Below are 26,307 nucleotides of genomic sequence, written 5' to 3' on the forward strand. Positions count from 1 at the left end.
GGAGGTTCAGATGTGATTGTAAATTTCGGTTATGTTGCTATGAGTGAAATCTTATCGAATGCATCTCCTTCTCAAACAATGACGGCTCAACAATTTGCTAAAATATCTAACAAAGATGCTGGTTTGAAGAGACTGGAAAGGATTGCAATTCATAATATTGAAAATTGTCTAAGATTATTAAAACATAATAATGCACATGATATTTGTTTTTTTCGGTTTTCATCTCGACTTATCCCCCTTGTAAATCACCCATTAACTGAAGGTTGGAAATATGAGCGCCCTTTAATACCGCTGCTGCGGGAGGTCGGTGAATATGTTTCAAGTCATAACATGAGAGTTGGTTTCCATCCAGACCACTTTGTTGTCTTAAACAATTCCGATGATGAAATATTGAATCGTTCCTTACAAACATTGCTATATCATTATAAATTATTAAAAGCGATGAATATTGACCCGACTCATCGGTGTGTTCTTCATATCGGTGGAAAAAAAGAGGGGAAGGTTCAAGGGTTAGAAGCTTTCATTGAGAATTTTTCAAATATACCATCTTCACTGTCGAAAATGATTATCCTTGAAAATGATGATACAGTATACAATTTAGAGGACGCTTTATACTTGGGGGAGAAGCTTGGTATTCCCGTGGTCCTAGATCTGCATCACCATGATGTAAATTATGGAGAATGTCATTTAATTGAGTTATGGCCAAGAATTATCAAAACATGGGAAGGAAGCCCATTACCTGTCAAGATTCATATCTCTAGTCCTAAATCATCACCTGAAGATAAACGACATCATGATTATATTAATAAGGATCGACTACTCCAATTTTTAGAAATGGCTAGGGGAAGTTCTAAAAGCATAGATGTTATGATTGAAGCAAAAAAGAAGGATAAAGCATTATTTAAATTGATGGAAGAATTAAAACTGGAAAAGGGTTGTGAATTTATTTCCCAAGCAACTATTCAATTTAATCGAACGTAGTCATTCGCCTAGAAGAACATCTCATGTTATAATAAGAACTAGGAGGTGGCTAAATGGTAACGTCAATGACGTCGTTTGATATATTAGAAGAAACATACCAATTATCTCAGGCCATTTTATCTTCTGATGTTTTTTATCACTATAAAGAGTGTAAAAATAAATTACAGCAAGATAAAGAAGCACAATCTTTAATTCGACGTTTTAATCAATTAAAGGAAGACTACGAAGAGGTCCAACGATTCGGTAAATATCATCCTAATTTTCATGATACTTCTAAAAAGGTACGGGAACAAAAGAGAGAACTTGATCTTTACCCTATCATTGCGGAATATAAGAAAGCAGAAACTGAGTTAGAGCGTTTATTTAATGAAATTAGTAGCATTATTGCTAGTAATGTTTCACCACATATAAAAGTTCCTACAGGTAATCCTTACTTTGACCAAATGTCTTGTAGCGGTGGTTGTGGTAGTGGTGGGAGTTGTGGCTGTAAATAATACATGCATTAATTAAGGGGTTGATGTTATCATCAACCCCTTGTTTCTTTTTCAAAAAATATTCTATGCTTGATAGCGGATACAATCCATACAACCATTACCACAGCAAAACATTTTTTTGTTAGGCACTAAGAAACGAAACCGGTAAACGAACGTATCTTGAGATGTTCTCACATAGACCATTTCAAGAGTTAACCGTTTTCCCTTCATAACATTCATAGCTGTCATTTTTATTGTTTGTTCTAGGTCATGAAGATTGTCTTGAGATTGAATATAGAGAAAAGGAAGGTTCGCAAAACTCTTTTTTGTAACAGTAATGATACTTGGATGGTTTTTAAGTCCTTCTAAAAATTCATTCCAGACGGTTTCAAGCGCCATAATACCCTCCCTATTTTTTTGAAAACATTTATAGGACATTATTTATTAGCATTCTTACTATAAATTTGTATTTTTCTAATTGAATTGTACCTATTTCCTTTATTAATTTCCACTATAAGGACGTCATCTATTGCTCGATAGATATAATTCTGCTAGACTAAAGTAGTTATATGTTATGTGAAAAGGGGAAATATTTATGCTGACTAGTCACAGACAAGGCATGGCGGTATGGCTGCATTCGCTAAAATATGCCAGACAATTGCGAAAGTTCGGCAACGTTCATTATGTTTCAAAAAAAATGAAATATGTTGTTTTATACTGTGACCAAGAGAATATTGATGGTTTAGTTGATCGGTTACAATCTCTTCATTTTGTAAAAAATGTGGAAGTTTCGATGCGACCTTTTGTGAAAACACAATACCAAAATGCAAAGCCTGATAAAGCGAAAGAGTACGATTATAAAATGGGAATATAAAAAAAGGAGGCTGATGATCAGTCTCCTTTTTTTATACAATAATAGGTTAATCTTAAAACTTTAATGGCGGTATAAAATGGTTCATGCGTAATACACCAATAATGTATTGATAGTATAATGTTTTTTCGTTAAAAGAAGTAGAAGGTTTCACTTCAAGTTGAACAATTTCTTGGTTTAACTCATTACTTATCGTTTCAAACAACGTAAAGCGCTTATTTTCTTTCCATTCCGGCTGAGGAATTCCTTCTCGGCAAATGTAAAGAGGCATATAATTTCCGGGCTCTACAGGTTTAAGTGCGACCACTAGGGAAGTCACCTTCTGACCATCAATAGTACTATCGAGACGAATGAGATAATGTAGGCGATTTTGATTGCTTTTGGCAATTTCAATTAACTCATATAGGTCTGAATATCCTTCTCCTAATTCAATAAAACGTTGTAACATAATAAGTATGTCTCTCCTTATCCGTCCTTTTTATCATACAATTTAAATAGTAGCATCGAAAAAAAATCCTCGCAAGGATTACCTTGCGAGGTGCCCTACAACATACTACTGTATGTACAAGGCTATGGGAGAGGAGAAACCGGAGGAAGAACTTATGGGGAAACGTAAGTCTTCTCCGCGGTTGTTGCAACATCTCTCAATGTTGCTAATCTTATTATGGCCACAATAATTTTGACTAATACATCGTTTCCGAATTTTTTTCATTGATAGTGAAAGGTTCTTTTTTAAAAGGTGGTTGTTAGTTGAATTTTCTCTGGTATAGTGTCCTAAACATTTATTTTACGCACTTATTTATATAATTCACTCAACTTTCGCACCAATAAAAGTTCAATAAGTTCAACCAGCAGTAGTTGCTGAGGTCATTGAAATGCTTTCATTGACACGAAAAAATTGCATGAAAAAACACCCATTCTTTTGGTATAGTTGATTTGCCTAGAATCAAATACCATACAGAAGAGGTGTCCTCTATATGATAGCGAATAATGACCAACCTAAGCAACTACCAAATGAAATAAAATCTACATTTATAGAACTAAAAGTATTGAAACATCTTAGAAAAGCTGGAATTACTAAGTCGTTTGGCTTTACCTGTGCTTATTTATTTCAGCTCATTTTCTGTTTGATCTTTGAAAACAAAAACTGGTTTCGTACACTCGAAAGCAAGAAATCTACAGATATTCCAGCTAAAGATGCGATCTACCGTTTCTTAAACCGTTCTACTTATTCATGGAGAAGATTTCTACTTTTATTAAGCGCACACTCAATTGAAAAAGTAAGTAAACTTACGAATCATGAGCGTGTTAAAGTATTGATTGTAGACGATTCTTCCTATGACAAAAATCGAAGTAAATCGGTTGAACTCCTAGCGCGATGCTTTGATCATGCTTCTCAAAAAATACGCTTTTACAAAGGGTTTCGTATGCTTACTTTTGGATGGTCTGATGGTACAACGTTTATGCCTGTAGACTTTTCTTTATTGAGCTCTAAAAACAGTGTCATCAATGGAATATCAGATAAAATTGACAAGCGCAGTTCGGGTTACAAGCGACGCCTAGAAGCTTTACAATCTGCACCTGACCAAATTCCTACAATGATACAACGTGCATTGAACACTGGAATCGAAGCCTCTTATGTGCTGATGGATACGTGGTTTACACATCAACCGCTTATTAAAGAGATCAAAGATCAAGGTCTTGATGTGATTGGCATGGTGAAAAACTTGAAGCAACGATATATCATGAATGATAAACGAGTAAGCCTAAAGGAACTGTATCAATTAGCCAAGCCTATCCAAGGGAAGAAAGGGATTCTTCGGTCGATTCAAACGACACAAGCTAATGGCATTCCAGTTAAGATTGTATTTGTCCGTAACCGTAATAAAAAGAGCGAATGGTTAGCTATTTTAAGTACAGATTGTACACTAAGTGAACAAGAAATCATTCGTATTTACGGTATTCGCTGGGACATCGAAGTCTTTTTTAAAACAACAAAGTCATTATTAAAGCTACAAAAGGAGTTTCAAGGTCGTTCGTATGACTCCTTGATTTGTCATACCACAATCGTCTTTACTAGATACATTGTACTCTCTTGGCAAAACCGTTGCAGTACAGACCAACGGACATTAGGTGGTCTATTTTATGATCTTTGCGATGAAATCAGTGACCTCGATTGGGCTGTCGCACTGGGGCAGCTACTCGAGCTTCTTCAAGATGACTTGAAAGAAAGTAACAAAAAAATACAAAAGTTAATCAAAAGTCAACTACAACACTGGATTGCGGCCTTACCTAATTACATCAAAGTCTACCTGCCTATATCAGTGTGCGAAAGTTGAGTAATTCAGATATTCTAGAAGCTTATAGGTTTTGCAAAATTTTAAAAAGTAAAAAAATATATAAAAATAGTCAACGAAAAAACATGATTATCTTTAGTTTTTAAATTTTTTATGATAGGATAAAAAAACAAACAGGATTGCTAGCGACCCATAAAGGTAAGGTGTGTACATTGAGAGTCATTTCAGGTGAAAAGAAAGGTCAGCCGTTAAAAGCGGTACCAGGATCGACAACGAGACCAACTACAGATAAAGTGAAAGAATCGATATTTAATATCATCGGTCCTTATTTTTACGGTGGGTGGGTACTCGATCTATACGGGGGAAGTGGTAACTTAGGCATTGAGGCACTGAGTAGAGGTGTTGAAAAAGCCATTTTTGTTGACCAGAACAGAAAAGCGATTGATATTATTAAAGAGAACTTAAGTTTATGTTCGTTTTCAGATCGTGCAGAGGTTTATCGAAATGATGCGAAACGAGCATTGAAAGCGCTTATTAAGAGAGAGATTTCATTTACATATATTTTTTTAGATCCACCGTATGCAGAGCAAAAAATAGAAGCTGAAATTGGTATCATAAACGATTTTCAGTTGTTAGAGAATGGTGGAACAATTGTTGCAGAACATGCTGCATCAATTGAATTAGCTAAGTACATAGGTTCTTTCTCCTGTAAAAGACGTGAAGTGTATGGAGACACAGCTATATCATTTTATATGTATGATTAATTTTTAGATATGAAGAGGAGGAAGGAAAATGGCAAGTGTTGCAGTTTGTCCAGGGAGCTTTGATCCTGTTACTTATGGCCATCTGGATATTATTACAAGGGGATCAAGGGTTTTTGATAAAGTTATTGTTGCTGTTCTAAATAATAGAAATAAAACACCGTTGTTTACAGTTGAGGAACGGGTAAGGTTGCTCCATGAAGTAACTTCTCATATTGAGAATGTTGAAATTGACTTTTTTAACGGTTTGCTAGTCGATTATGTCAAACATAAAAATGCAACAACTATTATCCGGGGATTGCGAGCGGTTTCTGATTTCGAGTATGAAATGCAAGCGGCTTCAATTAACAGAAAACTTGACCCTGAAGTTGAAACTTTCTTTATGATGACGAACAATCAATACTCGTATTTAAGTTCTAGTATTGTTAAAGAAGTTGCGAAATACGGTGCCAATGTATCAGATATCGTTCCTGATGTGGTTGAAGCAGCATTAAAAACAAAATATATAGACCAAAAATAAAGAGGTTGACTCATAAGTGTTTTGTCCTACCATAACTGTTGTTTTTAAACAATTAGATTATGGGCGAGGGCCTGACACTTTATTATTGAGTCGCCTCTTTATTTTACGGCTAACGCTCGCTTAGAACGAATGATTATATAAAGAACCAAGGAAAAGACCGTAATCATTGATCCGAACTGTACGATTCCATTCCAACCTGTTAGTAGCCAAGACCAAGTTTGTTCTTGTAGAAATACTGGAATGGTCCCATCACTTGATGCTCCAACTTGATTTACATAAAATGGTTTCCATAAAATGATAACGACCAAAGAAGCGATAAAGCCATGCATTATTCTCGCGATGAAATAAGGTTTAAAGCGAATATCTGTATCTGCTAATATACTAGCAACTTGAGCTTGAACGGAAAAGCCACTAAAAGCTAAAATGAAGCTAACAATAATTACTTGTTGTAGTAATAGAACGTTTTCAGCTTCTGATGTCATTTGGCTTCCAAGTGTAATCTCAAACAAACCAGAAATGAGAGGTATACTTAGTTCACTTGAAATGGATAGAAAAGTAAGGAAAATGGAAGTAAAAGATGATAATACCGTGATCACTCCTATTAAACTTAAAAGCTTATTTAATACTGAAAATAAAATAATAAACCCGCCGATCATTAATAGAGTATTGATCGACGATTGAACAGCGTCACCGAGTAGTTTTCCAATGGGGCGGCCATCTTTTAAACGTTCTCTATGCAAAGAATTGAGAGCGTGCTTTAAACCCTTACCTTGATTTTTTTCTTCTTCTTTAACCAATATTTCCTTTCCACCATGAAATCGCATAATAAAACCAACACAAAAATTACCAATATAGTGTGCGAGAGCAAGAATAACCCCTAATGCTGGGTTATGAAAAAAGCCGACTGCTACTGCCCCGAATATAAAGAGAGGATTAGAGGCATTTGTAAATGACACAAGCCGCTCCGCTTCTAATCGAGTAAGCTGTTTTTCTTGGCGTAATCTTGCTGTTAATTTTGCGCCTGCTGGAAAGCCTGAGGCTAATCCCATAGCCCAGACAAAACCTCCAACTCCAGGTACTCTAAAAACAGGTCGCATGAATGGATTTAGAAGTGTCCCAATAAATGTGACGACACCAAAGCCAATAAGGAGTTCAGAAACGATAAAAAAAGGTAATAATGAAGGGAAAACAACTTCCCACCACATCGTTAAACCACGTAGAGAAGCTTCGAATGATTCTTTAGGGTATATCATTAAAGAAGCAGTTAGTGAAGTTGCTAAAATGGCAAGTACGATTGTTTTTAACATTGAAAATTTCAAGAGGGTTTCCTCCTAACTATAAATCAAATCCAACCTGTCCCATTAATCAATATACGTATAGCTCGTCAATTTAGACCATATGATTGAAAACAGGGGTTGTAAGCTGTAAGATAGGAGTTGATATTTTTGGAACGTCCTAAAATTGGATTAGCTTTAGGGTCTGGTGGAGCAAGAGGTTTTGCACATATCGGAGTATTAAAAGTATTAGAAGATGCGAAAGTCCCCATTGATGTTATTGCTGGCAGTAGTATGGGGTCTCTTGTTGGTGTTCTATATGGTGCTGGACAATCCACAGATCATCTTGAAAGGTTCGCGAAACTTTTTCGACGAAAATATTATTTAGATTTTATCGTACCGAAGATGGGGTTTGTTGCGGGGAAAAAAGTTAAGGAACTCATTCATATTTTAGCAAAAGGGAAAAACCTGGAAGACTTATCGCCTCCAGTTTCAGTTGTAGCTACTGATTTACTTAAGGGAGAACGAGTTGTTTTTAATAATGGCCCTGCAGCTCCTGCCGTTCGAGCGAGTATATCAATACCAGGTATTTTTGTTCCTGAGAAATTGAACGGACGTCTTTTAGTAGATGGTGGTGTGATCGACCGTGTACCTGTGTCCGTAGTGAGAGAAATGGGAGCAGATATAACGATCGCGGTCGATGTTTCTTTCTTTCAAGATGAGCCACCTATTTCATCGATCTACGATGTTATTTTACAAACGATGGATATTATGGAACGAGAGATGGTTCGGTATCGAGAAATTGATACGGATGTAATTATCCGTCCGATGATTAAGCAAGCAAGCTCAATTGCTTTTACGAATGTAGAAGAATATATTAAACTTGGGGAGGAAGAAGCAAAAAAACACCTTGACGACATTCACGAACAAATAGACAGGTGGAAGGAGAAACAATCCAATGGTCATTGAAAAAAAGAAAAAAATAAGTAAAGTTTGGATTATTGGTGCCATATTAATCATACTTCATTTTTATAAACTCCCTTTTTATTACTCGCAACCAGGAGATGCTAAAGAACTAGCGCCATATGTAGAGGTAGAAGGCGGATATAAGGAAGAACAAGGATCTTTTATGTTAACAACTGTATTAATGGGGCAAACGAATGTTTATTTTTATGCTTGGGCTCATTTCAGTGAATTCCGTGATATCTACCCAGAAGATCAAGTTAAGCGTCCTGAAGAAACAGAAGAAGATTATCATCACAGGCAACAAATGATGATGAATACTTCGCAAGACGCTGCAAAAATTGCTGCCTATAACTTCGCAGGGAAGGACATTGATATATCGTATAATGGAATAATGATTACCTCATTTATTGAGGGGATGTCTGGTGAAAAGTACTTAACTTATGAAGATCGAATATTAAAAGTAGATGGTTATCGTGTCCAAACTGTTAATGAATTAAATCAACGACTAGCTGGTAAAGAGTTAGGAGATGAGGTTATATTAACTGTCATGAGGAATAAAGAGGAAGTTGATCTTACAGTTCCATTATCGCTGTTTCCAGACGATATTGATGGCGGTGAAGGTAGAGTAGGAATTGGTATTATGTACCCAGTAACAGATCGAACGCTCGCCTTTGATCCTGAAGTAACGATTGATGTCCGCAACATCGGCGGTCCATCAGCGGGGTTCATGTTTTCATTAGAAGTTCTTAATCAATTAACTCCAGAAGATTTGACGAAAGGATACCATATTTCTGGTACGGGGACGATTGACGAAGAAGGAAATGTAGGTAGGATTGGTGGTGCTAAACAAAAGGTAGTGGCAGCACATAAGGCAGGATCGGACATTTTCTTTGTACCACGAGAAGGTGGTCGTGAAGATTCAAATTATGAAGAAGCGTTGGCTACGGCAAAAGAAATTAAGACTACTACTAAAATAGTAGGGGTTGACACAATAGCAGAAGCCGTTGAATATTTAGAGCAACTGGAAAGACAAGACTAATATAGGAGGGGGATAGTAGATATCACCCCTCTTTTTTAATGTTCAGTAAACCGAATAGGCGAGTGGATGGTTTCTTCTTTTAAACGTTCACTTTGGACTTCTATTGGTAGTCCGAGTGTATAAATGGAAGCCACCTTTTTATCCAATTCGAGAAGAGGATGATCAAAAGCGTTCAACTTTGTAATAAGCGGAAGTTCGATTGTTTTTTTTATTTTATTTAAGTAACTTTGTCCTTTTGAATTCATACCTAGCAAACGAAGATAAGGAGGAGGATTCCCGTTATTTGCCCACTCCATCTCTTCTTTTTTGGTGTTCGTTAAAATATGTAAACAATATCGTTGTAGTCGATTCCAAGTGTAGCGTTTTGTTTTTACTAAATTCATGAATTCCAAAAAGCTATTTGCTGAACGAATATTTCGTTTGAAGCGGTGTTCTAGCCCTTCTTCACCTTCATATATGGCAGCGAGTTCTGTTTCGGATAAAGAGAGGATCTTATATTTAAGTAATGGGAAGTATCGCTCCCAATCATGTAGTGTATCGTACACTGTCTCGTAATCTGATAATAATTTTAATGTACTAGTTGGTATGACTTGATGGATCGTATCTTTTGAGTTTTGATTTTGGTTAAATATGGCTTTCCTAATACTTGTAGCGCTAGCTATCGTTTCTGAGGCGAAACCCTCATCGTGATATTGTGCTGATTTCCTTTGGATCGTTCTTCCAATCATTTTTTGACCTAATCGGTGGATGGCTTCAACATAGTGATAACCTAAAATATTATTAGGTTGAGACAAGTCTAGCATTTGTTGATTACCTTTTATATGAAGGAAAGCTAATGAAGTTGCTTTTGGGTAACTATTTCCTTCTCGCATAAACAACTGGACCTTTTCGTTAAATGCTTGTTTGTTTTCTATCATAAACTCATATAGTTCGTAAAAAAGATGGATGTCACCTGCTTCACTTCCAAAACAAATTTCACGAACTCCAATCGCTTGTAAAAGTGAAATGGAACCGAATGCGAATATTTCTGCTTTTTGGGTAGAATAGGCATAAGGTAGTTCAATGACGATATCAACACCTGCAGCTAAGGCCATTTTCGTTCGTTGCCATTTAGAAACGATTGCTGGCTCCCCTCTTTGCAAAAAGTGACCGCTCATGACAGCAATGACAACATCGCCATTTGTTATACGTTTTGTTTCTTGTAAATGAAATAGATGTCCATTATGTAAAGGGTTATATTCAACAACAACTCCGACTGCTTTCATATTTGTACCTCCAAAATAATTACCTACTAAATTAGTATAAACTGTGTGATCAAGTAATAGACGTTGTTGGCGTAAATAAAAGGATTTGGATATAAAATCTCTTTAATAAAAAGTATAGCATCTATAAAAGAACTTGCAATTTAAAGGGGAAAAATGATAAAGTAAACACTTGAAAAGAGTGTAAAGAAAATAAGTTGACAAATATTAATTACACAGCTATAATTACTCTTGTTGCCTTGAGGTGATTCTTTTGAAATGGACAGTTCAACAACTGAATGGTTTGAAAAGTAAAGGATTAACGATTGATGAGATTGTAGATCTCAATGAATTAAAAAAGATTGATCCACAAATTCGTGAAATTAGTCCAGTTCATGTGACTGGTGAAGCGATATTTTCTAAAAATCTAATCTCGTTTCCTCTTGATATAAAGGGAGAAATGACTTTACCTTGTTCAAGGTCGTTATTAGATGTAAAGTTTCCTTTTCACATTCAAGTGAAAGAAGTTTTTAGTTTAGACGATTATGCATGGGTAAGCGAAGATGAAGCAGAAGATGTTCATACTCTTGAAGGAGATACCCTTGATCTTGTTCCATATATTATGGAGCACATTCTTCTTGAGATCCCACTCCAACTTATTAGTGAGAAAGCGGATGAAAAAGGTCTTCAATCTGGTCAAGACTGGGAATTAATTACGGAAGAAAACAAGCAAGATCGTATTGATCCTCGTTTGGCAGATTTAGCGAAATTCTTTGATAAACAATAGTATTGGGAGCATCGGCTTTTTCGGCCTTAATTGTTCTGGTTAGCACCACTAACCGCATAAATAGCATATTTGCAAAATTTAAAGTAACAGTGATAGCCCTTTAAGGAGGTGGGAATGATGGCAGTACCTTTTAGAAGAACTTCAAAAACTCGCAAAAGAAAACGTCGTACTCACTACAAATTAGCAGTACCAGGTATGGTAAAGTGCCCAGAGTGTGGAGAGTTAAAGATTGCACACCGTGTATGTAAAGAGTGTGGATCATACAAAGGCCAAGACGTTTTAAACAAATAATAAATGAGTTTCATAAATAATAAGCAGAGGGCAGAGCCTTTTGCTTATTTTTTATATTTGGAAGGAAAATTAAAAAATATGTCGAAAGAATTATTTTAAGAGATAAAGGGGGATTGGAAAGTGGAAAAAGTACAGTTAATTCGTGAGGCAGGTATAGCATGGTTAATTATTAACCGAGAAGATAAAAGGAATGCAGTAGATTATGATGTAATGGACCTACTTACAGAAAAGTTAGACGAAATTGAAAAAAATGAAGAAGACAAACTTGTTGTTATCAGGGGTACAGGGAATCAAGCTTTTTGTTCGGGTGGCGATCTTTCGATATTTCATGCATTACATACGAAAAAACAAGCAGAACATATGCTTTCGAAAATGGGAGAAATTTTGTTCCGACTATTTTTCTTTCCAAAGCCAACAGTGGCGGCAATCAATGGTACGGCTGTAGGTGGAGGGTGTGAGTTAGCCACTGCGTGTGATTTTCGGCTAGCAGCCCCGCATGTAAAGGTAGGGTTCGTTCAAGGAACACTTGGAATAACAACAGGATGGGGCGCATCTACCATGTTGTTTGAACGTGTTAATCAATCAGATGCAATGAATATGCTCATGACAGCTAAACGATATGATGCAGAAGAAGCAGTTGACGTAAATTTTGTTCAACAAATTATAAACACGGAGAACTTTGACGAAGGGTGTAAAGAATGGTTAGCTCCGTTCTTAAAACAGTCGACACCTGTTCTAAGAGCTTATAAAAAGCGTTGGAATGATCGTTTTGATAAAGCGAGTGTAAAAAATAGGTTTATAAAAGAAATTGATGAATGTTCGACACTTTGGGAAACGGATGAACACCATGCAGCGGTTGAACGGTTTTTATCAAAGTAAACGATTTAGTATCGTTCTTGACAAGTGACAGTGTTAAGCATAAACAGCGACTTAAAGCTCTCATTCTTGTCAATAGGAATACTTTGATTAAATCAAGGACATAATCCTTTAATAGAACATAAAAGTCTATCTTATCTAGTAGATGCATAAGTATAGACAAAAGATGTTTTAGGAGGGAAAATAACATGTCTATTATTCGGCAAGACGCATGGACGAATGATGAAGATTTAATCTTAGCTGAAGTGGTTTTACGTCATATAAGAGAAGGTAGTACGCAGCTTGCTGCATTCGAAGAAGTGGGCGAAAGGTTACAACGGACGTCGGCTGCTTGTGGGTTTCGATGGAACTCAGCTATTCGGAAAAAGTATGATGCGGCTATTACATTAGCGAAAAAACAACGTAAAAAAGGTAAACTTACGCAAGAGCAAGAAGTTGAACAAGCAAACTATGAAGTGGAAGCAAGTCAAGAAATGGAAGGTTCAACGATCGTAAATTCCGTAAAGAAAGAAGAGGAAACGGCTGTTCTTTCTGAAGATAAACAAGCATCTACTAAAGAGATGACGCTCGATGATGTCATTAATTTTCTTCAACAATATACTAGTAAGCTAGGACATCATGACCGATTAGAAGACGAGAACCAGAAGTTAATACAGGAAAACCAAAAATTAAAAGAATCTAATGAAAAGCTGAAAAAAGAAATAAAAGTTGTAAAAAAAGAAAAAGAAACTATTAACGATGATTATAGGACGTTAATTAATATTATGGATCGTGCAAGAAAGATGGCTGTACTACCTGAAGAAAAGAGTACTAATTAGAAGAATAACAAAAAAAGGCAACTCAACACTGAGTTGCCTTTTTTTGTTATTCTTCTGGTAACATCTGTTCTTTTACGCCTTCTGGATACCATACATAAGGGTTTTCGCCACGGTCACGGGATGATTGATAGGTTACAGATTCAAACCCCATCTTATTCCAAAAATCATCTGAACGTTGTCTTGCGTTTGTTTTAATTGGTAAATTGAAGCTTTTTGCGAAATCTACTAAAGCTTTTCCATATCCTTTTTGCTGATAGGACTCTAGTACTTCAAGTTTGAATAATTCTAAATAATCTTGTGGTGGCTCGAAATATTTATCAAATTTTTCTTCTACACGGTAAAGACTCATTCTTGCAATTAGTTTATTACCGTAATAAATTCCATAGAATGGGGATTCGCTATCATTTTCAATGATATTTGCTTGAAGGTCCTCCCTCATCGAGAGTTCTGGGGCTCCGTATTCACGAAAGTTTTGAAATTCCTCTAACGTTTTAAAATTTATAAGTAAGCGCTTAACTTCTAGTTTCTCCATAAGATGACCTCCCTGATTGATAGTAGTAAATGTGGAGCAAGCAAAAAATTATTCACCACGTGTTCTATTTTACTACAAAAAGGTAACGGTAACTTGAAAAAACTAAAAATGATACTAGAATTAAAAAAGTAAAAATTTTTAGAAAATATTATTAAATCCAAAGAAAATTATGATTTGGTCATTCGTCTTTCTTTTCAATTGTGCTATTATTTACATTAAGTAAAGCTTTAATTGGTATTCGCATTTATAAACTGAAAAAATGGTGGTTTCGCTTGGGATACATGGCTTTTCAGTTTTCAAAAAAGATGGTTTGAGCGGAGTGGTTTTGTGAACATAGGTGTTATTGGTGGTGGAGCAATTGGACTTCTTTTAGCCGCCTATTTAAGAAAATCAGGGTTTAACGTAACGTTATATACTCGGAGTCAAAAACAAGCAACGCAACTAGAGGAGTCTGGAATTAAATTGCGAACTAGGGAAGGTTCTGAAATGGTCTCAGTCGTTTCTAGGACAATGGAAGACGTATGTGTCTTAGAGGAAGATTTAATTTTTGTAACCGTAAAACAATTTCACTTAAAAAAGCTTTTCGACTCCATTGATCTTTCTAAACATCCTCAAGCAATGGTCTTCTTGCAAAATGGAATGGGGCATCTTTCAGTGATTCGAAACCTTCCTGTCCAATCGCTATTTGTTGGGGTTGTTGAACATGGGGCGATGCGGACTTCGATGACTGATGTCCATCATACAGGAATTGGGGTAATAAAGATCGGGGCTGTTAGGGGTGAGATCCAAAGATGGAGTAATGTTTGGAAAGTCTTATCAGAAAATGACTTTCCTATTACCGTATTAAACAATTGGTTAACGATAATGGAACGAAAGTTAATTGTAAATGCATGTATTAATCCGTTAACTGCGTTATATCGAGTAACAAATGGAACTCTAGTTTCGAACCCACATTTTCAAAAACTGATGCGCTCTGTCTACGAGGAAACGGTTGCGAGTCTCGAATTTAGAAACGATGATGGTATGTGGGAAGAAGTACTTGCGATTTGTGAAAAGACAGCAAACAATAGATCATCGATGCTACGTGATATTGAAAATAATAATGAAACTGAAATTGATGCTATTACAGGGTATGTGTTACAAAAAGGGGAAGAAAAAGGGATACCTATCGCTATAACGGCATTTTTATATGAAAGTATTAAAGGAATAGAAAGGGAAGCGAGGGAGAAGGTTGAGTAGTGCTTTCGCATGGTTTATTGCTACGGTTGTGACGCTACCTATTATAGGTTGGTACTTAGCGTATATTATAACAGTTAAAATTACGAAGAAAAAAAGTTATTCAGTTCGTCTTGCGGCGGATCTCTCCTTAGTCCTGTTTATAAGTGCAGTTTACTTTATTAGTTACGAAATATGGGATCAATCCTTCTTGTGGATCATTCTCATCGCTTTTTTCTTAGTTGCAATTTGTTTTACTGTCGTCCATTGGAAAGTGGCGAATGATATTCACTTTGTTCGTTTGGTTAGAGGAATATGGCGGTTTAATTTTATTTTATTTTTTATTATTTATCTTGTACTAAGTACGTATGGTTTCGTTTTGAGACTGATTAGTTAACTTAGGTAAGCATTTTATTTTGTGTACGGTTATCTGTTTGCTATAATCAAATCGTTCGAATGTTAAGTTTTTAATGAAAGGGCGTTACATAATGAATGTGAAAGAAGTTGAACTTTCACCAACAACTAAAATAGCTAAAGCGTATATAGAGGAAGATCCACAAATCCATTCGTTCTTTGAGTATGACTATTTAGAACGATCTACATATGCTTCTCGTTATGAATACATAAAAAATCGTACATATGATCGAGACCTTCTAGCGGATGCGTTAATAACGTATAATGAAAAGCTTATTTATCACGAAAAAAATTTATTGCAAATCGAACGCCTTCGTGATCCTAACAGTGTAGTCGTAGTTACAGGACAACAACCTGGATTGATGACGGGGCCTTTATACACGATATATAAAGCGTTGACGGTGATCGTATTGGCAAAAGAACAAGAGCGACAATTAGGTGTTCCTGTTATCCCTGTGTTTTGGGTAGCAGGAGAAGATCACGATTTCCTGGAAGTAAATCACTTGTTTTTGCAAGGGAAAAACCAATTGGTGAAGTATCAATTATTTGACAGAACAGATGATGTAAAATCACCATTGTCAGAGAGACCGCTCGCTTATGAAAAAACGAAGAATTGGATTGAAGACGTTTTTGCTTCAATGCCAGAGACGAACTATACAAAAGAGCTTCTTGAAGTTGTAACATCGTCACTAAAGAATTCAACGAGCTATTCACATTTTTTTAGCCAGTTAATGGCGTGGTTTTTTAAAGAAGAAGGTCTCGTTTTGCTTGATGCAGCAGACGTTAATATACGCTCGATTGAAAAACCTATGTTTTTATCGCTTATTGAGGAAAGTTATGCCATTCAGAAATCTTTTTTGACGCAGTCTGAGCAACTAGAACAATTTGGTTTTGGAACACCAATTGATCGAAATGAAGAAAATGCAAACCTTTTTATCATAGAAAATGGCCAGCGTCACCGATTAGATCGAATTAGTGAAACAACATTTGTGGCCAATCAAAAAATTTATTCAAAACAAGAATTGCTTTCTATTGCTCAAATGACCCCAGAGCGATTAAGTAATAATGTCGTTACTCGTCCAATAATGCAAGAATTTCTATTACCCGTACTTGCTTTCGTTGGAGGTCCTGGAGAAATCGCTTATTGGTCAACGTTGAAAAAGGTATTTAAATCATTAGAAATGAAAATGCCACCGATTGTTCCCCGGCTTTCTATTACGTTGCTGGAGAAAAAGCATAGTGAGTGGTTGGAGAAAAAAGGTATAATGATTAATGAGGCATTATCTAATCCGTTATCTAAAATGAGAGATGAGTGGTATGAGAAACAAAAAAAATGGGATATAGAAAAGGTCGCTACCGATGTTAAACTTCAAATAGAAAATGTTCACAATCCACTTCGTCAAATTGCTGGACAATTAGATGAAACATCAGAGAAGCTTGCAAATAAAAATATCCAAATTCTTTTGGACCAAATAGATGTACTTTATCAAAAATTAGAACGTCAACAAAAAGAAAAGTATAAGTATGAGTTCATGAAGTATGATGCAGTTGAACAAATGGTCTTTCCAAACCAGAAGCCACAGGAACGCATATATAATATATTTCAATTTATTAACCAGTTTGGTTTTGAACTTATCGATCAGGTAAAGGCACAAGAGATAAATGTAAATCGATATCATAAGATTATTGAACTTTAAGGAAATTGACGATAAAAAAATGAATAAAGATGAAAAAAATCCTGTGTAAAAGCAGGATTTTTTTTTTATGGAGAGAATTAGAAAATCTAGTGGTATAAAGTGGGGGGATGTGGTAACTTAGAGGTATAAAGTGGGGGATGGTGAAACGATTATGTTCATGGGAGAGTATCGGCATAATGTCGATGAAAAGGGAAGACTCATTATTCCTGCTAAGTTCCGTGAAGAACTTGGTGACTCTTTTGTTGTAACACGTGGACTTGATCGTTCGTTATTCGTCTATCCACAAGGCGAGTGGAAAATTCTAGAAGGGAAATTAAAGTCACTCCCATTTACAAAAAAAGATGCCAGAGCCTTTACTCGATTTTTCTTTTCTGGTGCCACGGAATGTGAGCTTGATAAACAGGGTAGAGTAAATATTGCCTCCCCACTTAGGGAATATGCACATATTGAAAAAGAGTGTGTCATTATTGGGGTTTCTAACCGGGTAGAAATTTGGAGTAAAGCAATCTGGGAAGACTATTTTATGGAATCAGAAGAATCATTTAGTGAGATTGCTGAAAACATCGTAGATTTTGATCTTTAACGAATGCATCTAAGAAAAGCATAGAAGAGGTGGTAGTAAGTGTTTAATCATATTACTGTGTTAAAAGAAGAGTCAGTAAACGGATTGAATATAAAAGAAGATGGAATTTATGTAGACTGTACCCTTGGTGGAGGAGGTCATAGTGAATTAATTTTGTCTAAACTTAATTCTGATGGTCATTTATTTGCCTTTGACCAAGATGATGTAGCCTTAGCCAACGCAAAAGAAAAGTTAAGTAAATATGAGGGTCAATTTACTTTAATTAAGAGTAATTTTCGTTATATAAAAGAAGAGTTGCAAGCTAGAGGAATAGAACAAGTCGATGGGGTACTGTTTGATTTAGGAGTATCTTCGCCTCAATTAGATGAAGCGGAACGTGGTTTTAGCTACCACCAAGATGCACCATTAGATATGAGAATGGATCAAACCGCTGCTTTAAGTGCTTCTGAAGTCGTGAATGAGTGGGAATTTGGTAAGATTGTTTCCATTATTTCAAGATACGGGGAAGAAAAGTTTGCTAAACAAATTGCTAGAAAGATCGAAGCGGCAAGAGAGAAAAAAAAGATCGAAACGACAGGTGAATTAGTTGAGATTATTAAATCAGGAATACCCGCTCCTGCCAGAAGAACAGGAGGTCATCCTGCAAAGCGAACATTTCAAGCGATTCGTATAGCAGTTAACGATGAATTAGGTGCATTTGAACAAGCATTAGCTGATTCGATTGAAATTACAGCTCCTAAAGGTCGTATATGCGTGATCACGTTCCATTCATTAGAAGACAGAATGTGTAAAGACATGTTTAAAAAAGAGAGCAAAGGTCCTGATCTTCCTCGTGGGATGCCAATGATCCCACAAGGGTATGAACCTAAACTCACCATGATTACAAAAAAACCAATTATTGCAAGTGTTAATGAACTAGAAAAGAATAACCGAGCTCGCTCAGCAAAACTACGGATTGCAGAAAAAAATTAAAGGAGGAGACATTATGAGTAATTTAGCTCGACAGTATCAGCAACACCCTCAAAAGGTTCAAGATCAGCAACAAAAGCAATTAAAGGCTCCTAAACAACGAAAGTTTTCTGTTACAAAAGGCGAAAAAGGATTAGTCTTATTAGCTGTTGTTGCGTTTTCTGTAGCCGTTACGTTCATTATTGCAAACTATGCATCCGTCTACTCAGTTAACCGAGACATTCATAATTTACAACGAGATATACAACAACAAACACAAGTAAATGATGGACTGCAACTACAGGTAATTGAGTTAAGCGCACCTGATAGAATTCTGCATATCGCAACGGAACAACTTGGTATGTCTTTAGACGACAATAAAGTAAGAGTAATACAAAACTAGTTCCGTTGTGAGCTAGTTTTCTTTTTAAGGATGTGATTATAATGGATATTCATAAACGACCTGTAACTAACAAGAGAGCTGTATTCATTATGGGTATTTTCCTCTTATGTTTTGTCATACTTATCGGGAGAATTATTATGATTCAAACAACAAAAGAAGTGGCCGGTCATGATTTAAAAGTAATGGCAGAACAAAGGTGGATGACTAAAAATGAAATTGAGGGGAATCGCGGAACCATTTTCGACCGAGAAGGAAGTCCGCTTGCCCAAGAAATTAACTCATATACAATGTTTGCGGTATTAGATAAAAGTCAAAGCCGCTATGTAGAAGACCCAAGGGAGACAGCGGAAATTTTATCACCTTATATTAATATGTCGGTTGAAAACCTTGAACGGCTCCTATCAAGTGACCGCTTCCAAGTGGAATTAGGTGCTGGTGCAAAAAATATGAGTCATGAGAAAATGAAGGCGATTAAAGATTATGAGCTTCCAGGTATTGAATTTAGAGAGGAGCCGCGCCGGTACTATCCAAAACAAACGTATGCTTCTCATGTAATCGGCTATACAGAACGAGATATGGAAAAGTCGAGAATGGGGCTAGAGCTTAGCTTGGATGAATTATTACGTGCAGAAAATGGGTCTGTCGTTTATCAGAGAGATCGGAAGGGGATTCGGTTGCCGGACCCAAAGGAAACGGTTGAACCTCCAAAGCACGGTCATGATGTTTATTTGACACTCGATTCCAACATTCAAACTGCTTTAGAACAAATTATGACGAAAGTTGAAGAAGATTACGACCCTGAAAAAATGATTGCAATTGTAGCTGACCCTCAAACAGGACAAATCCTAGCGATGAGTAATCGACCTAGTTTTAATCCGAATCAATACGAAGATATTGAAAACTATCGAAATTTTGCGGTTGTTGATCGATTTGAACCTGGTTCCACTATGAAAATTTTTACATTAGCTGCTGCTATTGAAGAAGGTGTTTATAATGGGAATGAACAGTTTCAATCAGGTCAGTACCGTATAGGAAATAGGGTTATTTCGGACCATAATCAGGGTAGAGGTTGGGGACCGATAACGTATGATGAAGGAATGCAACGTTCTTCCAATGTTGCTTTTTCAAAAATTGCCCATGAAAAATTAGGGACGGATAAATTTTATGAATATCTTGATAAGTTTGGTTTCACAAGCCAAACGGGAATTGATCTACCAAGTGAAGCGACGAGTTTAATTGCTGAAAAGACAGCTTCTAACGCGATATCTACAGCATTTGGTCAAGCGACAGCTGTCACTCCAATACAACAAGTTCAAGCCGCAACAGCGATTGCAACTGGTGGACAGATCATGAAACCTTATGTAATAGATCGAATTGTAGATGGTGAAACAGGAAAAGTCATTCAGAAAAATGAACCGACACTAGTTAACCAACCAATTTCTGAGGCTACTGCAAAACAAATGCGAGACATATTAGAAACAGTCGTAACCTCATCTGCTGGAACGGGAACGCCTTATTATATTGAGGGCTTTGATGTCATAGGGAAAACAGGGACTGCTCAAATTCCTAATCCGAATGGTCCTGGCTACTTACGAGGACATGGAAAGAACCTTTTCTCGTTTTTAGGTATGGCACCGAAAGAGGATCCTCGAGTTATCGTTTATGTGGCTGTTGAACAACCAAAATTAAAGCAGACAGAGTCAGGTTCCGCGCCTGTATCACAAATTTTCAATACGGTGATGAAACATAGTTTACAATATTTAAATATCAATCCAAGTTTTCAAGAAGTCGTTGAAAGTGAAGAAGTTGGATTTAAGTTGAAAGACTATAAAGGGAAATCTATAGAAGCTGTTAATAGTGAGTTAATGAATTCAGGAGTAGAGGTTATCATCCTAGGTGATGGAAAGAAAGTAGAAGAACAGCAACCGGTGTCAGGGCGATATGTAATGGACAATGAGAAAGTTGTTCTTGTTACATCAGGTGATCAATACGAAATGCCGAATATCGAAGGTTGGTCGTTCAGAGATGCAATGAAACTATCGAAAGCATTGGATCTCAATATGAATATATTTGGAACAGGTTATGTTACAAGTCAAAGCATATCTACAGGAAGTAAAATAGAGATGGGAGAACATATTACCATCGAATTACATTTGCCAGGTCAAGAAGGTGAATTTGAAATGACAGAAGTCGAAGAAGACGGGCGTATCGAAGGCCAATCATGACAATAGCCCCCTAATTGTTCTAATTATCTAGTAATACGCATATAAGTTAAACAAGCATGACAAGCCTTATATATGTGAAATCTAGGTTGGAAAATGGGGGTACAGGAAGTGCGAGTGTCCAATGTTACTGTACGAAAACGTTTAGTATTTGTATTAATATGTGGATTAATTATATTCCTTATCATTGCTATCCGCCTTGGGTATGTGCAATTTGGTATGGGGAACTGGCTAACAGATCGAGCAGAAGACTCATGGAGTCGAGATATTCCATTTGAAGCAAAACGTGGAGAAATTTTAGATCGAAATGATGAAATACTAGCTACAAATGTTAGTGCACCATCCATCTTAGTTGTTCCACGTCAAGTCAAAGAACCAGCTGATACTGCAGAGAAATTAGCAAACGTCTTGAATATGGATAGACAAAAAGCCTATGAATTAATTACGAAAAGTGCTTCGTCTGTAAGGATTAACCCTGAAGGTAGGAAAATTTCAAAAGAAAAAGCAAATGAAGTAAGGTCTCTTGATTTACCTGGCGTGTATGTTGCAGAGGATAGTAAAAGACATTATCCGAATGGCAAATTTTTATCACATGTTTTAGGGTTTGCGGGTATTGATAATCAAGGGTTAACAGGACTTGAATTATTTTATGATGAATATTTAAGCGGAAAAAAGGGACATGTTTCGTTTTTTTCGGATGCAAAAGGTAAGAGGTTACCAGATTTGGCAGATGAGTACACTCCTCCAGTAGATGGTCTTAACTTAAGGCTGACAATAGATACTAAAGTGCAAACGATCATTGAACGAGAGTTAGATATTGCAGAAGCAACTTACAATCCAGATGGTGCGATTGCGATTGCGATGAATCCAAATACAGGGGAAATTCTTGGGATGTCAAGTCGTCCTCATTATAACCCTGAAAACTTTAGAGAAGTTCCACCAGAGATCTATAACCAAAACAAGCCAGTGTGGATGCAGTATGAGCCAGGTTCAACCTTTAAGATCATTACGCTTGCAGCTGCTATAGAAGAAGGTGAAGTGGACTTACACAAGGAAACTTTCAATGACCCAGGATTTATCGAAGTATCAGGTCATAGGTTACGGTGTTGGAAAAAAGGTGGGCATGGTCACCAAACGTTTCTAGAAGTTGTTCAAAATTCATGTAACCCAGGCTTTGTTGTCCTTGGAGAACGATTAGGTAAAGATCGATTGTTTGATTATATTGAAAACTTTGGATTTGGCCAAGAAACAGGGATTGACCTTCAAGGTGAGGGAAAAGGAATTCTTTTTAAACGCGATAGAGTAGGTCCATTAGAATTAGCGACAACAGCTTTTGGGCAAGGGGTTGCTGTAACACCTATCCAACAAGTAGCTGCTGTTTCAGCAGCGATTAATGGAGGATATTTGTATCAACCCTTTATTGCAAAAGACTGGGTAGACCCAACAACAGGTCAAGTTGTAAATTCACAAGCACCAGTTTCAAAAAGAAGAGTCATTTCAGAAGAAACATCTAAAGAAATACGTCATGCGCTAGAAAGTGTTGTTGCCCTCGGGACTGGTAAGGGAGCATTTGTCGATGGTTATCGTGTCGGTGGAAAAACAGGAACAGCGCAAAAAGCGAAAGATGGACGATATTTAGAAAATAATCACATAGTCTCATTTATTGGAATGGCTCCAGCGGATAATCCAGAAATCGTTGTATACGTAGCAATTGATAACCCAAAAGGAACGGTTCAATTTGGTGGAGTCGTTGCAGCACCGATTGTCGGTAAAATTATAGGCGATAGTTTAGCTGCAATGGGCGTTGAAAAACGTTCGGATCAGATCGAAAAAGAAAAAGCTTGGAATGATGAGCCTATTGTTGAAACTCCAGATCTTGTTGGACTTTCCATACGAGAAATCAATCAAGCGTATTACGATTTAAAAATAGACGCTTCTGGAAGTGGGTCCAAAGTGTTAGCCCAAGCACCAGAACCTGGAGTAAAAGTAAAAGCAGGTTCAACAATACGTATTTATATGGGTGACAAAACAGACACAAACGACTAAAATGGTTCTGTAACACTTCTATTCCCTCCGGCATTTTTTCGGGGGGATTCATTGTGTAGCGGGGTTATAGTAGGAAAAGGGACTTCTTCTATGTAGATTAACATACATTTGTAAGAGTAAATCATCATAATCATCAAAAAAATGATTAAAATGATCTTGTTTGTCCTACGATAGATATTAAATGTACGTGATAGAAAGGGTTTATACTATGAAATTAGATCAATTAGTACAACGATTACAGTATGCGAATATTTCAAACGCCCAATTAAATCCGATGATTTCATCCATTGAGATGGACTCTAGAGAAGTACAAAAAGGTAGTTTGTTTATTTGTATTAAAGGGTTTACTGTAGATGGGCATGACTATGTAGATCAAGCAATCGCTAGGGGAGCAAGTGCGGTACTGGCTGAACATGAAATAGATGCGACTGTACCTGTCATTACCGTTAACGATACAAAGCGAGCCATGGCTATTCTATCTAATCATTTTTATGATTATCCAACAAAGAAGTTATCGCTAATTGGAATTACAGGAACGAATGGAAAAACGACAGTAACTCATCTCATTGAAAAAGTATTAAATGATAACGGTGAAACCACTGGGTTAATCGGGACGATGTATACCAAGATTGGGCAAGAAACATTTGATACGAAAAATACGACACCAGAATCACTTACACTACAAAAAACATTCAAACAAATGGTAGACAACAAAGTGGATACCGCTATAATGGAGGTTTCTTCCCATGCTCTTCATCTAGGGAGAGTGAGAGGTTGTGACTTCAATATTGCCGTATTCACAAATTTAACACCAGATCACCTTGACTATCATGAAACGATGGAAGCCTATAAATATGCTAAAGGTCTTCTTTTTTCACAACTAGGAAATACATATGATCAGTCAACATCAAAAATAGCAATATTAAATGAAGATGATCCAGCGTCAGAAGAATACAAAAAGATGACGGCGGTTCAAGTTTTGACGTATGGCATTAATGATACCAGTGATGTTCAAGCGAAAAATATTAAAATGACTGCAGCAGGAACTACATTTACGTTATCTTCACCAGAAGGATCTACGGAAATCAACTTGCGTCTAATTGGAAAATTTAGTGTGTATAACGCACTAGCTGCAACCGCAGCTTGTTTAGTACATGGTATCTCTTTAGACAACATTAAACAAAGTTTAGAAAGTATAGAAGGTGTTTCTGGCAGGTTTGAAACAGTTGATGTAGGCCAAGATTTTTCGGTCATCGTAGATTATGCCCATACTCCAGATAGCTTAGAAAATGTTCTAACTACTGTTAATGAGTTAGCGAAAGGGAAAATTTATTGTGTAGTAGGCTGCGGCGGAGATCGGGATCGTACGAAACGTCCAGTTATGGCACGAATCGCTGTTAAATACAGTGATCATGCTGTTTTTACGTCTGACAACCCGAGAAGTGAACAGCCAGAAGCAATTTTGAAAGATATGGAAGTAGGCATACAAAGTTCGAATTATACGTCCATCGTTGATCGGAAAGAAGCCATTGAATTTGCTATTCGACAAGCAACTGCAAATGATGTTGTTTTAATCGCAGGCAAAGGACATGAGACATATCAAATAGTCGGGAAAAACGTCTTTGACTTTGATGACAGGCAAGTAGCACAGGAAATGATCGAGGAGAGAATGAAATGAAATTACCTGGACATTTAATTGAAGCAATTTCAGAGCGGTTGCTACCAGAAAAGGCAAGTATATCATTTACAGGTGTTTATACGGATAGTCGTCAGCCGATGGAAAATGGGTTGTTTGTTCCGATAGTAGGCGAAAGATTTGATGGGCATAACTTTATTCATTCAGCTATTGAAAAAGGAGCTAATGCCTCCTTGTGGCAAAAAGATAAACCTATCCCGAAAAACATTCCTGAAAACTTTTATCTTTATTTGGTTGAAGATACGTTACAAGCATTACAACAGTTGTCAAAAGCATATTTGAAGTTTATTGATCCAATTGTTGTCGGAGTCACTGGAAGTAATGGGAAAACAACGACGAAAGACTTATTAGATGCGGTTTTATCAACTACGTATAAAACGTATAAAACGCAAGGGAACTTTAATAATCATATTGGTTTACCATTAACAATACTAGGAATGGAACACGATTGTGAACTTCTAATATTAGAGATGGGGATGAGTGGTTATGGAGAAATTGAATTATTAAGTAACATTGCTGAACCTCATTTTGCAGTTGTCACTAATATAGGAGAATCTCATATTGAACAATTAGGAAGCCGTGAAGGAATCGCCAAAGCGAAAATGGAGATAACTAAAGGCTTACGAAGAGATGGAAAAGTGATCATTGATGGAGATGAGCCTTTGCTTCACTCTTTCTATAGTGAGAATGTAAGTACTTGTGGTTTTGCTCATACGTGTAAATCACAAATTATGAATATCTCTTCTACCGAGTTTGGCTATACTTTTTCGATTAACGGGGAAGATACCCTTTTTGAAGTTCCACTCCTCGGTCGTCATAACATTAAAAATGCAGCATATGCCATTATCATTGGAAGAGAACTTGGGTTAACAGAAGAAAGTATTCAGAGTGGGTTAAAACAAGTGAGTTTAACAGGTATGAGGTTAGAAAGACTTAAAGGTTTAAATGGTTCTACCATAATAAATGATGCCTATAATGCAAGCCCAACTTCGATGAGGGCTGCTATTGAAGCGATTAAAGAATTGCCAGGTTTTTCAAAGAGAATCTTAATTTTAGGTGATATGTATGAACTTGGACCTGATGAAAGTGCGCTTCATAAATCGGTAGCTTCTGTGATTGATAAGCCGATTACACATTTATTTACAGTAGGAGAAAAAGGACAATGGATTCTCGACGCATTTAATGAGAAAAAAGACCATACGCTTATAGTACAACGTTTTTTAAATAAAGAAGATATCGTTGAAACTGCTTTAAAACTCTTAGATGAAAATACGGTTGTATTAATTAAAGCTTCAAGGGGACTCCAATTAGAAACGATCACTAAACATTTAATGTAATAGAAAGGAGGCAATGACC

27 protein-coding genes are annotated in these 26,307 nt (G+C 36.6%); 22 read left to right on the forward strand and 5 right to left on the reverse strand.

Annotated elements, in window-relative coordinates:
- Window positions 1-12: 12 nt before the first annotated feature.
- The gene (uvsE, locus tag BK574_RS25740) at window positions 13-981 is read left to right on the forward strand and encodes a UV DNA damage repair endonuclease UvsE (protein ID WP_078430639.1); all 969 of its coding nucleotides are present in this window, start codon (window positions 13-15) and stop codon (window positions 979-981) included.
- Window positions 982-1,034: 53 nt separating this feature from the next.
- A complete protein-coding gene (locus tag BK574_RS25745; protein WP_078430640.1) occupies window positions 1,035-1,475 on the forward strand; it encodes a YlbF/YmcA family competence regulator in 441 nt (146 codons plus the stop codon).
- Between the two features lie 63 nt (window positions 1,476-1,538).
- Here the strand turns inward: BK574_RS25745 and BK574_RS25750 are convergent, their stop codons facing one another.
- Window positions 1,539-1,853: a hypothetical protein gene (locus BK574_RS25750; protein ID WP_078430641.1), complete on the reverse strand. Its 315-nt coding sequence runs from the start codon at window positions 1,851-1,853 to the stop codon at window positions 1,539-1,541.
- A gap of 196 nt (window positions 1,854-2,049) precedes the next feature.
- On the opposite strand from BK574_RS25750, the gene BK574_RS25755 reads away from it, so the two are divergent.
- A complete protein-coding gene (locus tag BK574_RS25755) occupies window positions 2,050-2,328 on the forward strand; it encodes a YlbG family protein (protein ID WP_078430642.1) in 279 nt (92 codons plus the stop codon).
- A gap of 52 nt (window positions 2,329-2,380) precedes the next feature.
- On the opposite strand, the gene BK574_RS25760 is transcribed toward BK574_RS25755, so the two are convergent.
- Window positions 2,381-2,773 (reverse strand): DUF7147 family protein, encoded by a 393-nt coding sequence (locus tag BK574_RS25760; protein ID WP_075385531.1) that lies wholly within the window; start codon window positions 2,771-2,773, stop codon window positions 2,381-2,383.
- Window positions 2,774-3,302: 529 nt separating this feature from the next.
- Here BK574_RS25760 and BK574_RS25765 point away from each other — a divergent pair.
- From BK574_RS25765 to coaD, 3 genes are all read left to right on the forward strand, one after another.
- Window positions 3,303-4,664, forward strand: coding sequence for an IS4 family transposase (locus tag BK574_RS25765; RefSeq protein WP_078430643.1), 1,362 nt, complete (start codon window positions 3,303-3,305; stop codon window positions 4,662-4,664).
- A gap of 170 nt (window positions 4,665-4,834) precedes the next feature.
- Window positions 4,835-5,386 carry a 16S rRNA (guanine(966)-N(2))-methyltransferase RsmD gene (gene rsmD / locus BK574_RS25770; protein ID WP_078430644.1) on the forward strand — a complete coding sequence of 184 codons (552 nt, stop codon included), beginning with the start codon at window positions 4,835-4,837 and terminating at the stop codon, window positions 5,384-5,386.
- A 28-nt stretch (window positions 5,387-5,414) separates the two neighbouring features.
- A complete protein-coding gene (coaD, locus tag BK574_RS25775) occupies window positions 5,415-5,903 on the forward strand; it encodes a pantetheine-phosphate adenylyltransferase (protein WP_075385533.1) in 489 nt (162 codons plus the stop codon).
- A 98-nt stretch (window positions 5,904-6,001) separates the two neighbouring features.
- On the opposite strand, the gene ylbJ is transcribed toward coaD, so the two are convergent.
- Window positions 6,002-7,222: a sporulation integral membrane protein YlbJ gene (gene ylbJ, locus BK574_RS25780; protein WP_142248043.1), complete on the reverse strand. Its 1,221-nt coding sequence runs from the start codon at window positions 7,220-7,222 to the stop codon at window positions 6,002-6,004.
- A gap of 126 nt (window positions 7,223-7,348) precedes the next feature.
- On the opposite strand from ylbJ, the gene BK574_RS25785 reads away from it, so the two are divergent.
- Entirely contained in the window at window positions 7,349-8,146 is a 798-nt protein-coding gene (locus BK574_RS25785) for a patatin-like phospholipase family protein (RefSeq protein WP_075385534.1), read from the forward strand.
- On the forward strand, window positions 8,136-9,182 hold the full coding sequence (locus BK574_RS25790; RefSeq protein ID WP_078430645.1) for a SepM family pheromone-processing serine protease: 1,047 nt from the start codon (window positions 8,136-8,138) through the stop codon (window positions 9,180-9,182). Before BK574_RS25785 ends, BK574_RS25790 begins: the two co-directional genes overlap by 11 nt.
- A gap of 35 nt (window positions 9,183-9,217) precedes the next feature.
- Here the strand turns inward: BK574_RS25790 and BK574_RS25795 are convergent, their stop codons facing one another.
- Window positions 9,218-10,447 carry a nucleotidyltransferase gene (locus tag BK574_RS25795; RefSeq protein ID WP_078430646.1) on the reverse strand — a complete coding sequence of 410 codons (1,230 nt, stop codon included), beginning with the start codon at window positions 10,445-10,447 and terminating at the stop codon, window positions 9,218-9,220.
- Window positions 10,448-10,697: 250 nt separating this feature from the next.
- Between BK574_RS25795 and BK574_RS25800 the strand changes: the two genes are divergently transcribed.
- The 4 genes from BK574_RS25800 (at window position 10,698) to BK574_RS25815 (ending at window position 13,195) form a co-directional block, all read left to right on the forward strand.
- Window positions 10,698-11,210 carry a YceD family protein gene (locus BK574_RS25800; protein ID WP_078430647.1) on the forward strand — a complete coding sequence of 171 codons (513 nt, stop codon included), beginning with the start codon at window positions 10,698-10,700 and terminating at the stop codon, window positions 11,208-11,210.
- A 117-nt stretch (window positions 11,211-11,327) separates the two neighbouring features.
- Complete coding sequence (gene rpmF / locus BK574_RS25805) at window positions 11,328-11,501, forward strand: 50S ribosomal protein L32 (protein WP_075385538.1); 174 nt, start codon at window positions 11,328-11,330, stop codon at window positions 11,499-11,501.
- A 120-nt stretch (window positions 11,502-11,621) separates the two neighbouring features.
- Window positions 11,622-12,380: an enoyl-CoA hydratase/isomerase family protein gene (locus BK574_RS25810; RefSeq protein ID WP_078430648.1), complete on the forward strand. Its 759-nt coding sequence runs from the start codon at window positions 11,622-11,624 to the stop codon at window positions 12,378-12,380.
- A 185-nt stretch (window positions 12,381-12,565) separates the two neighbouring features.
- The gene (locus tag BK574_RS25815; RefSeq protein ID WP_075385540.1) at window positions 12,566-13,195 is read left to right on the forward strand and encodes an RsfA family transcriptional regulator; all 630 of its coding nucleotides are present in this window, start codon (window positions 12,566-12,568) and stop codon (window positions 13,193-13,195) included.
- 46 nt (window positions 13,196-13,241) lie between these two features.
- Here BK574_RS25815 and BK574_RS25820 read toward each other — a convergent pair whose 3' ends face one another.
- A complete protein-coding gene (locus tag BK574_RS25820) occupies window positions 13,242-13,727 on the reverse strand; it encodes an N-acetyltransferase (RefSeq protein ID WP_078430649.1) in 486 nt (161 codons plus the stop codon).
- A 327-nt stretch (window positions 13,728-14,054) separates the two neighbouring features.
- Between BK574_RS25820 and BK574_RS25825 the strand changes: the two genes are divergently transcribed.
- The 10 genes from BK574_RS25825 to BK574_RS25870 all read left to right on the forward strand — a co-directional run bounded on the left by BK574_RS25825 (window position 14,055) and on the right by BK574_RS25870 (window position 26,288).
- Complete coding sequence (locus BK574_RS25825) at window positions 14,055-14,966, forward strand: 2-dehydropantoate 2-reductase (protein WP_075385542.1); 912 nt, start codon at window positions 14,055-14,057, stop codon at window positions 14,964-14,966.
- On the forward strand, window positions 14,959-15,339 hold the full coding sequence (locus BK574_RS25830) for a DUF3397 domain-containing protein (protein WP_078430650.1): 381 nt from the start codon (window positions 14,959-14,961) through the stop codon (window positions 15,337-15,339). The genes BK574_RS25825 and BK574_RS25830 overlap by 8 nt, the downstream gene beginning before the upstream one ends.
- A 91-nt stretch (window positions 15,340-15,430) precedes the next feature.
- Window positions 15,431-17,053 carry a bacillithiol biosynthesis cysteine-adding enzyme BshC gene (gene bshC / locus BK574_RS25835; RefSeq protein WP_158211770.1) on the forward strand — a complete coding sequence of 541 codons (1,623 nt, stop codon included), beginning with the start codon at window positions 15,431-15,433 and terminating at the stop codon, window positions 17,051-17,053.
- Between the two features lie 151 nt (window positions 17,054-17,204).
- Complete coding sequence (gene mraZ / locus BK574_RS25840) at window positions 17,205-17,636, forward strand: division/cell wall cluster transcriptional repressor MraZ (RefSeq protein ID WP_075385736.1); 432 nt, start codon at window positions 17,205-17,207, stop codon at window positions 17,634-17,636.
- Window positions 17,637-17,675: 39 nt separating this feature from the next.
- Window positions 17,676-18,608 (forward strand): 16S rRNA (cytosine(1402)-N(4))-methyltransferase RsmH, encoded by a 933-nt coding sequence (gene rsmH / locus BK574_RS25845; RefSeq protein WP_078430652.1) that lies wholly within the window; start codon window positions 17,676-17,678, stop codon window positions 18,606-18,608.
- Between the two features lie 13 nt (window positions 18,609-18,621).
- Window positions 18,622-18,987 carry a cell division protein FtsL gene (gene ftsL / locus BK574_RS25850; RefSeq protein WP_078430653.1) on the forward strand — a complete coding sequence of 122 codons (366 nt, stop codon included), beginning with the start codon at window positions 18,622-18,624 and terminating at the stop codon, window positions 18,985-18,987.
- Between the two features lie 41 nt (window positions 18,988-19,028).
- Complete coding sequence (locus tag BK574_RS25855) at window positions 19,029-21,212, forward strand: penicillin-binding protein (protein ID WP_078430654.1); 2,184 nt, start codon at window positions 19,029-19,031, stop codon at window positions 21,210-21,212.
- A 108-nt stretch (window positions 21,213-21,320) separates the two neighbouring features.
- The gene (locus BK574_RS25860) at window positions 21,321-23,255 is read left to right on the forward strand and encodes a stage V sporulation protein D (RefSeq protein WP_075385548.1); all 1,935 of its coding nucleotides are present in this window, start codon (window positions 21,321-21,323) and stop codon (window positions 23,253-23,255) included.
- A gap of 208 nt (window positions 23,256-23,463) precedes the next feature.
- Entirely contained in the window at window positions 23,464-24,933 is a 1,470-nt protein-coding gene (locus BK574_RS25865; protein ID WP_078430655.1) for a UDP-N-acetylmuramoyl-L-alanyl-D-glutamate--2,6-diaminopimelate ligase, read from the forward strand.
- Window positions 24,930-26,288: a UDP-N-acetylmuramoyl-tripeptide--D-alanyl-D-alanine ligase gene (locus BK574_RS25870; protein WP_078430656.1), complete on the forward strand. Its 1,359-nt coding sequence runs from the start codon at window positions 24,930-24,932 to the stop codon at window positions 26,286-26,288. The genes BK574_RS25865 and BK574_RS25870 overlap by 4 nt, the downstream gene beginning before the upstream one ends.
- Window positions 26,289-26,307: the final 19 nt, after the last annotated feature.

The organism is Alkalihalobacterium alkalinitrilicum (assembly GCF_002019605.1).
GTDB classification, from domain to species: Bacteria; Bacillota; Bacilli; order Bacillales; family Bacillaceae_F; genus Alkalihalobacterium; species Alkalihalobacterium alkalinitrilicum.

What these genes read in the sequence shown, in the direction of transcription:
- BK574_RS25745 (WP_078430640.1), top strand. Translation starts at nt 1,035, where the DNA reads ATGGTAACGTCAATGACGTCGTTTGATATATTAGAAGAAACATACCAA.
- BK574_RS25750 (WP_078430641.1), bottom strand. Translation starts at nt 1,853, where the DNA reads ATGGCGCTTGAAACCGTCTGGAATGAATTTTTAGAAGGACTTAAAAAC.
- BK574_RS25755 (WP_078430642.1), top strand. Translation starts at nt 2,050, where the DNA reads ATGCTGACTAGTCACAGACAAGGCATGGCGGTATGGCTGCATTCGCTA.
- BK574_RS25760 (WP_075385531.1), bottom strand. Translation starts at nt 2,773, where the DNA reads ATGTTACAACGTTTTATTGAATTAGGAGAAGGATATTCAGACCTATAT.
- BK574_RS25765 (WP_078430643.1), top strand. Translation starts at nt 3,303, where the DNA reads ATGATAGCGAATAATGACCAACCTAAGCAACTACCAAATGAAATAAAA.
- coaD (WP_075385533.1), top strand. Translation starts at nt 5,415, where the DNA reads ATGGCAAGTGTTGCAGTTTGTCCAGGGAGCTTTGATCCTGTTACTTAT.
- BK574_RS25790 (WP_078430645.1), top strand. Translation starts at nt 8,136, where the DNA reads ATGGTCATTGAAAAAAAGAAAAAAATAAGTAAAGTTTGGATTATTGGT.
- BK574_RS25795 (WP_078430646.1), bottom strand. Translation starts at nt 10,447, where the DNA reads ATGAAAGCAGTCGGAGTTGTTGTTGAATATAACCCTTTACATAATGGA.
- rpmF (WP_075385538.1), top strand. Translation starts at nt 11,328, where the DNA reads ATGGCAGTACCTTTTAGAAGAACTTCAAAAACTCGCAAAAGAAAACGT.
- BK574_RS25815 (WP_075385540.1), top strand. Translation starts at nt 12,566, where the DNA reads ATGTCTATTATTCGGCAAGACGCATGGACGAATGATGAAGATTTAATC.
- BK574_RS25820 (WP_078430649.1), bottom strand. Translation starts at nt 13,727, where the DNA reads ATGGAGAAACTAGAAGTTAAGCGCTTACTTATAAATTTTAAAACGTTA.
- bshC (WP_158211770.1), top strand. Translation starts at nt 15,431, where the DNA reads ATGAATGTGAAAGAAGTTGAACTTTCACCAACAACTAAAATAGCTAAA.
- mraZ (WP_075385736.1), top strand. Translation starts at nt 17,205, where the DNA reads ATGTTCATGGGAGAGTATCGGCATAATGTCGATGAAAAGGGAAGACTC.
- ftsL (WP_078430653.1), top strand. Translation starts at nt 18,622, where the DNA reads ATGAGTAATTTAGCTCGACAGTATCAGCAACACCCTCAAAAGGTTCAA.
- BK574_RS25855 (WP_078430654.1), top strand. Translation starts at nt 19,029, where the DNA reads ATGGATATTCATAAACGACCTGTAACTAACAAGAGAGCTGTATTCATT.
- BK574_RS25865 (WP_078430655.1), top strand. Translation starts at nt 23,464, where the DNA reads ATGAAATTAGATCAATTAGTACAACGATTACAGTATGCGAATATTTCA.
- BK574_RS25870 (WP_078430656.1), top strand. Translation starts at nt 24,930, where the DNA reads ATGAAATTACCTGGACATTTAATTGAAGCAATTTCAGAGCGGTTGCTA.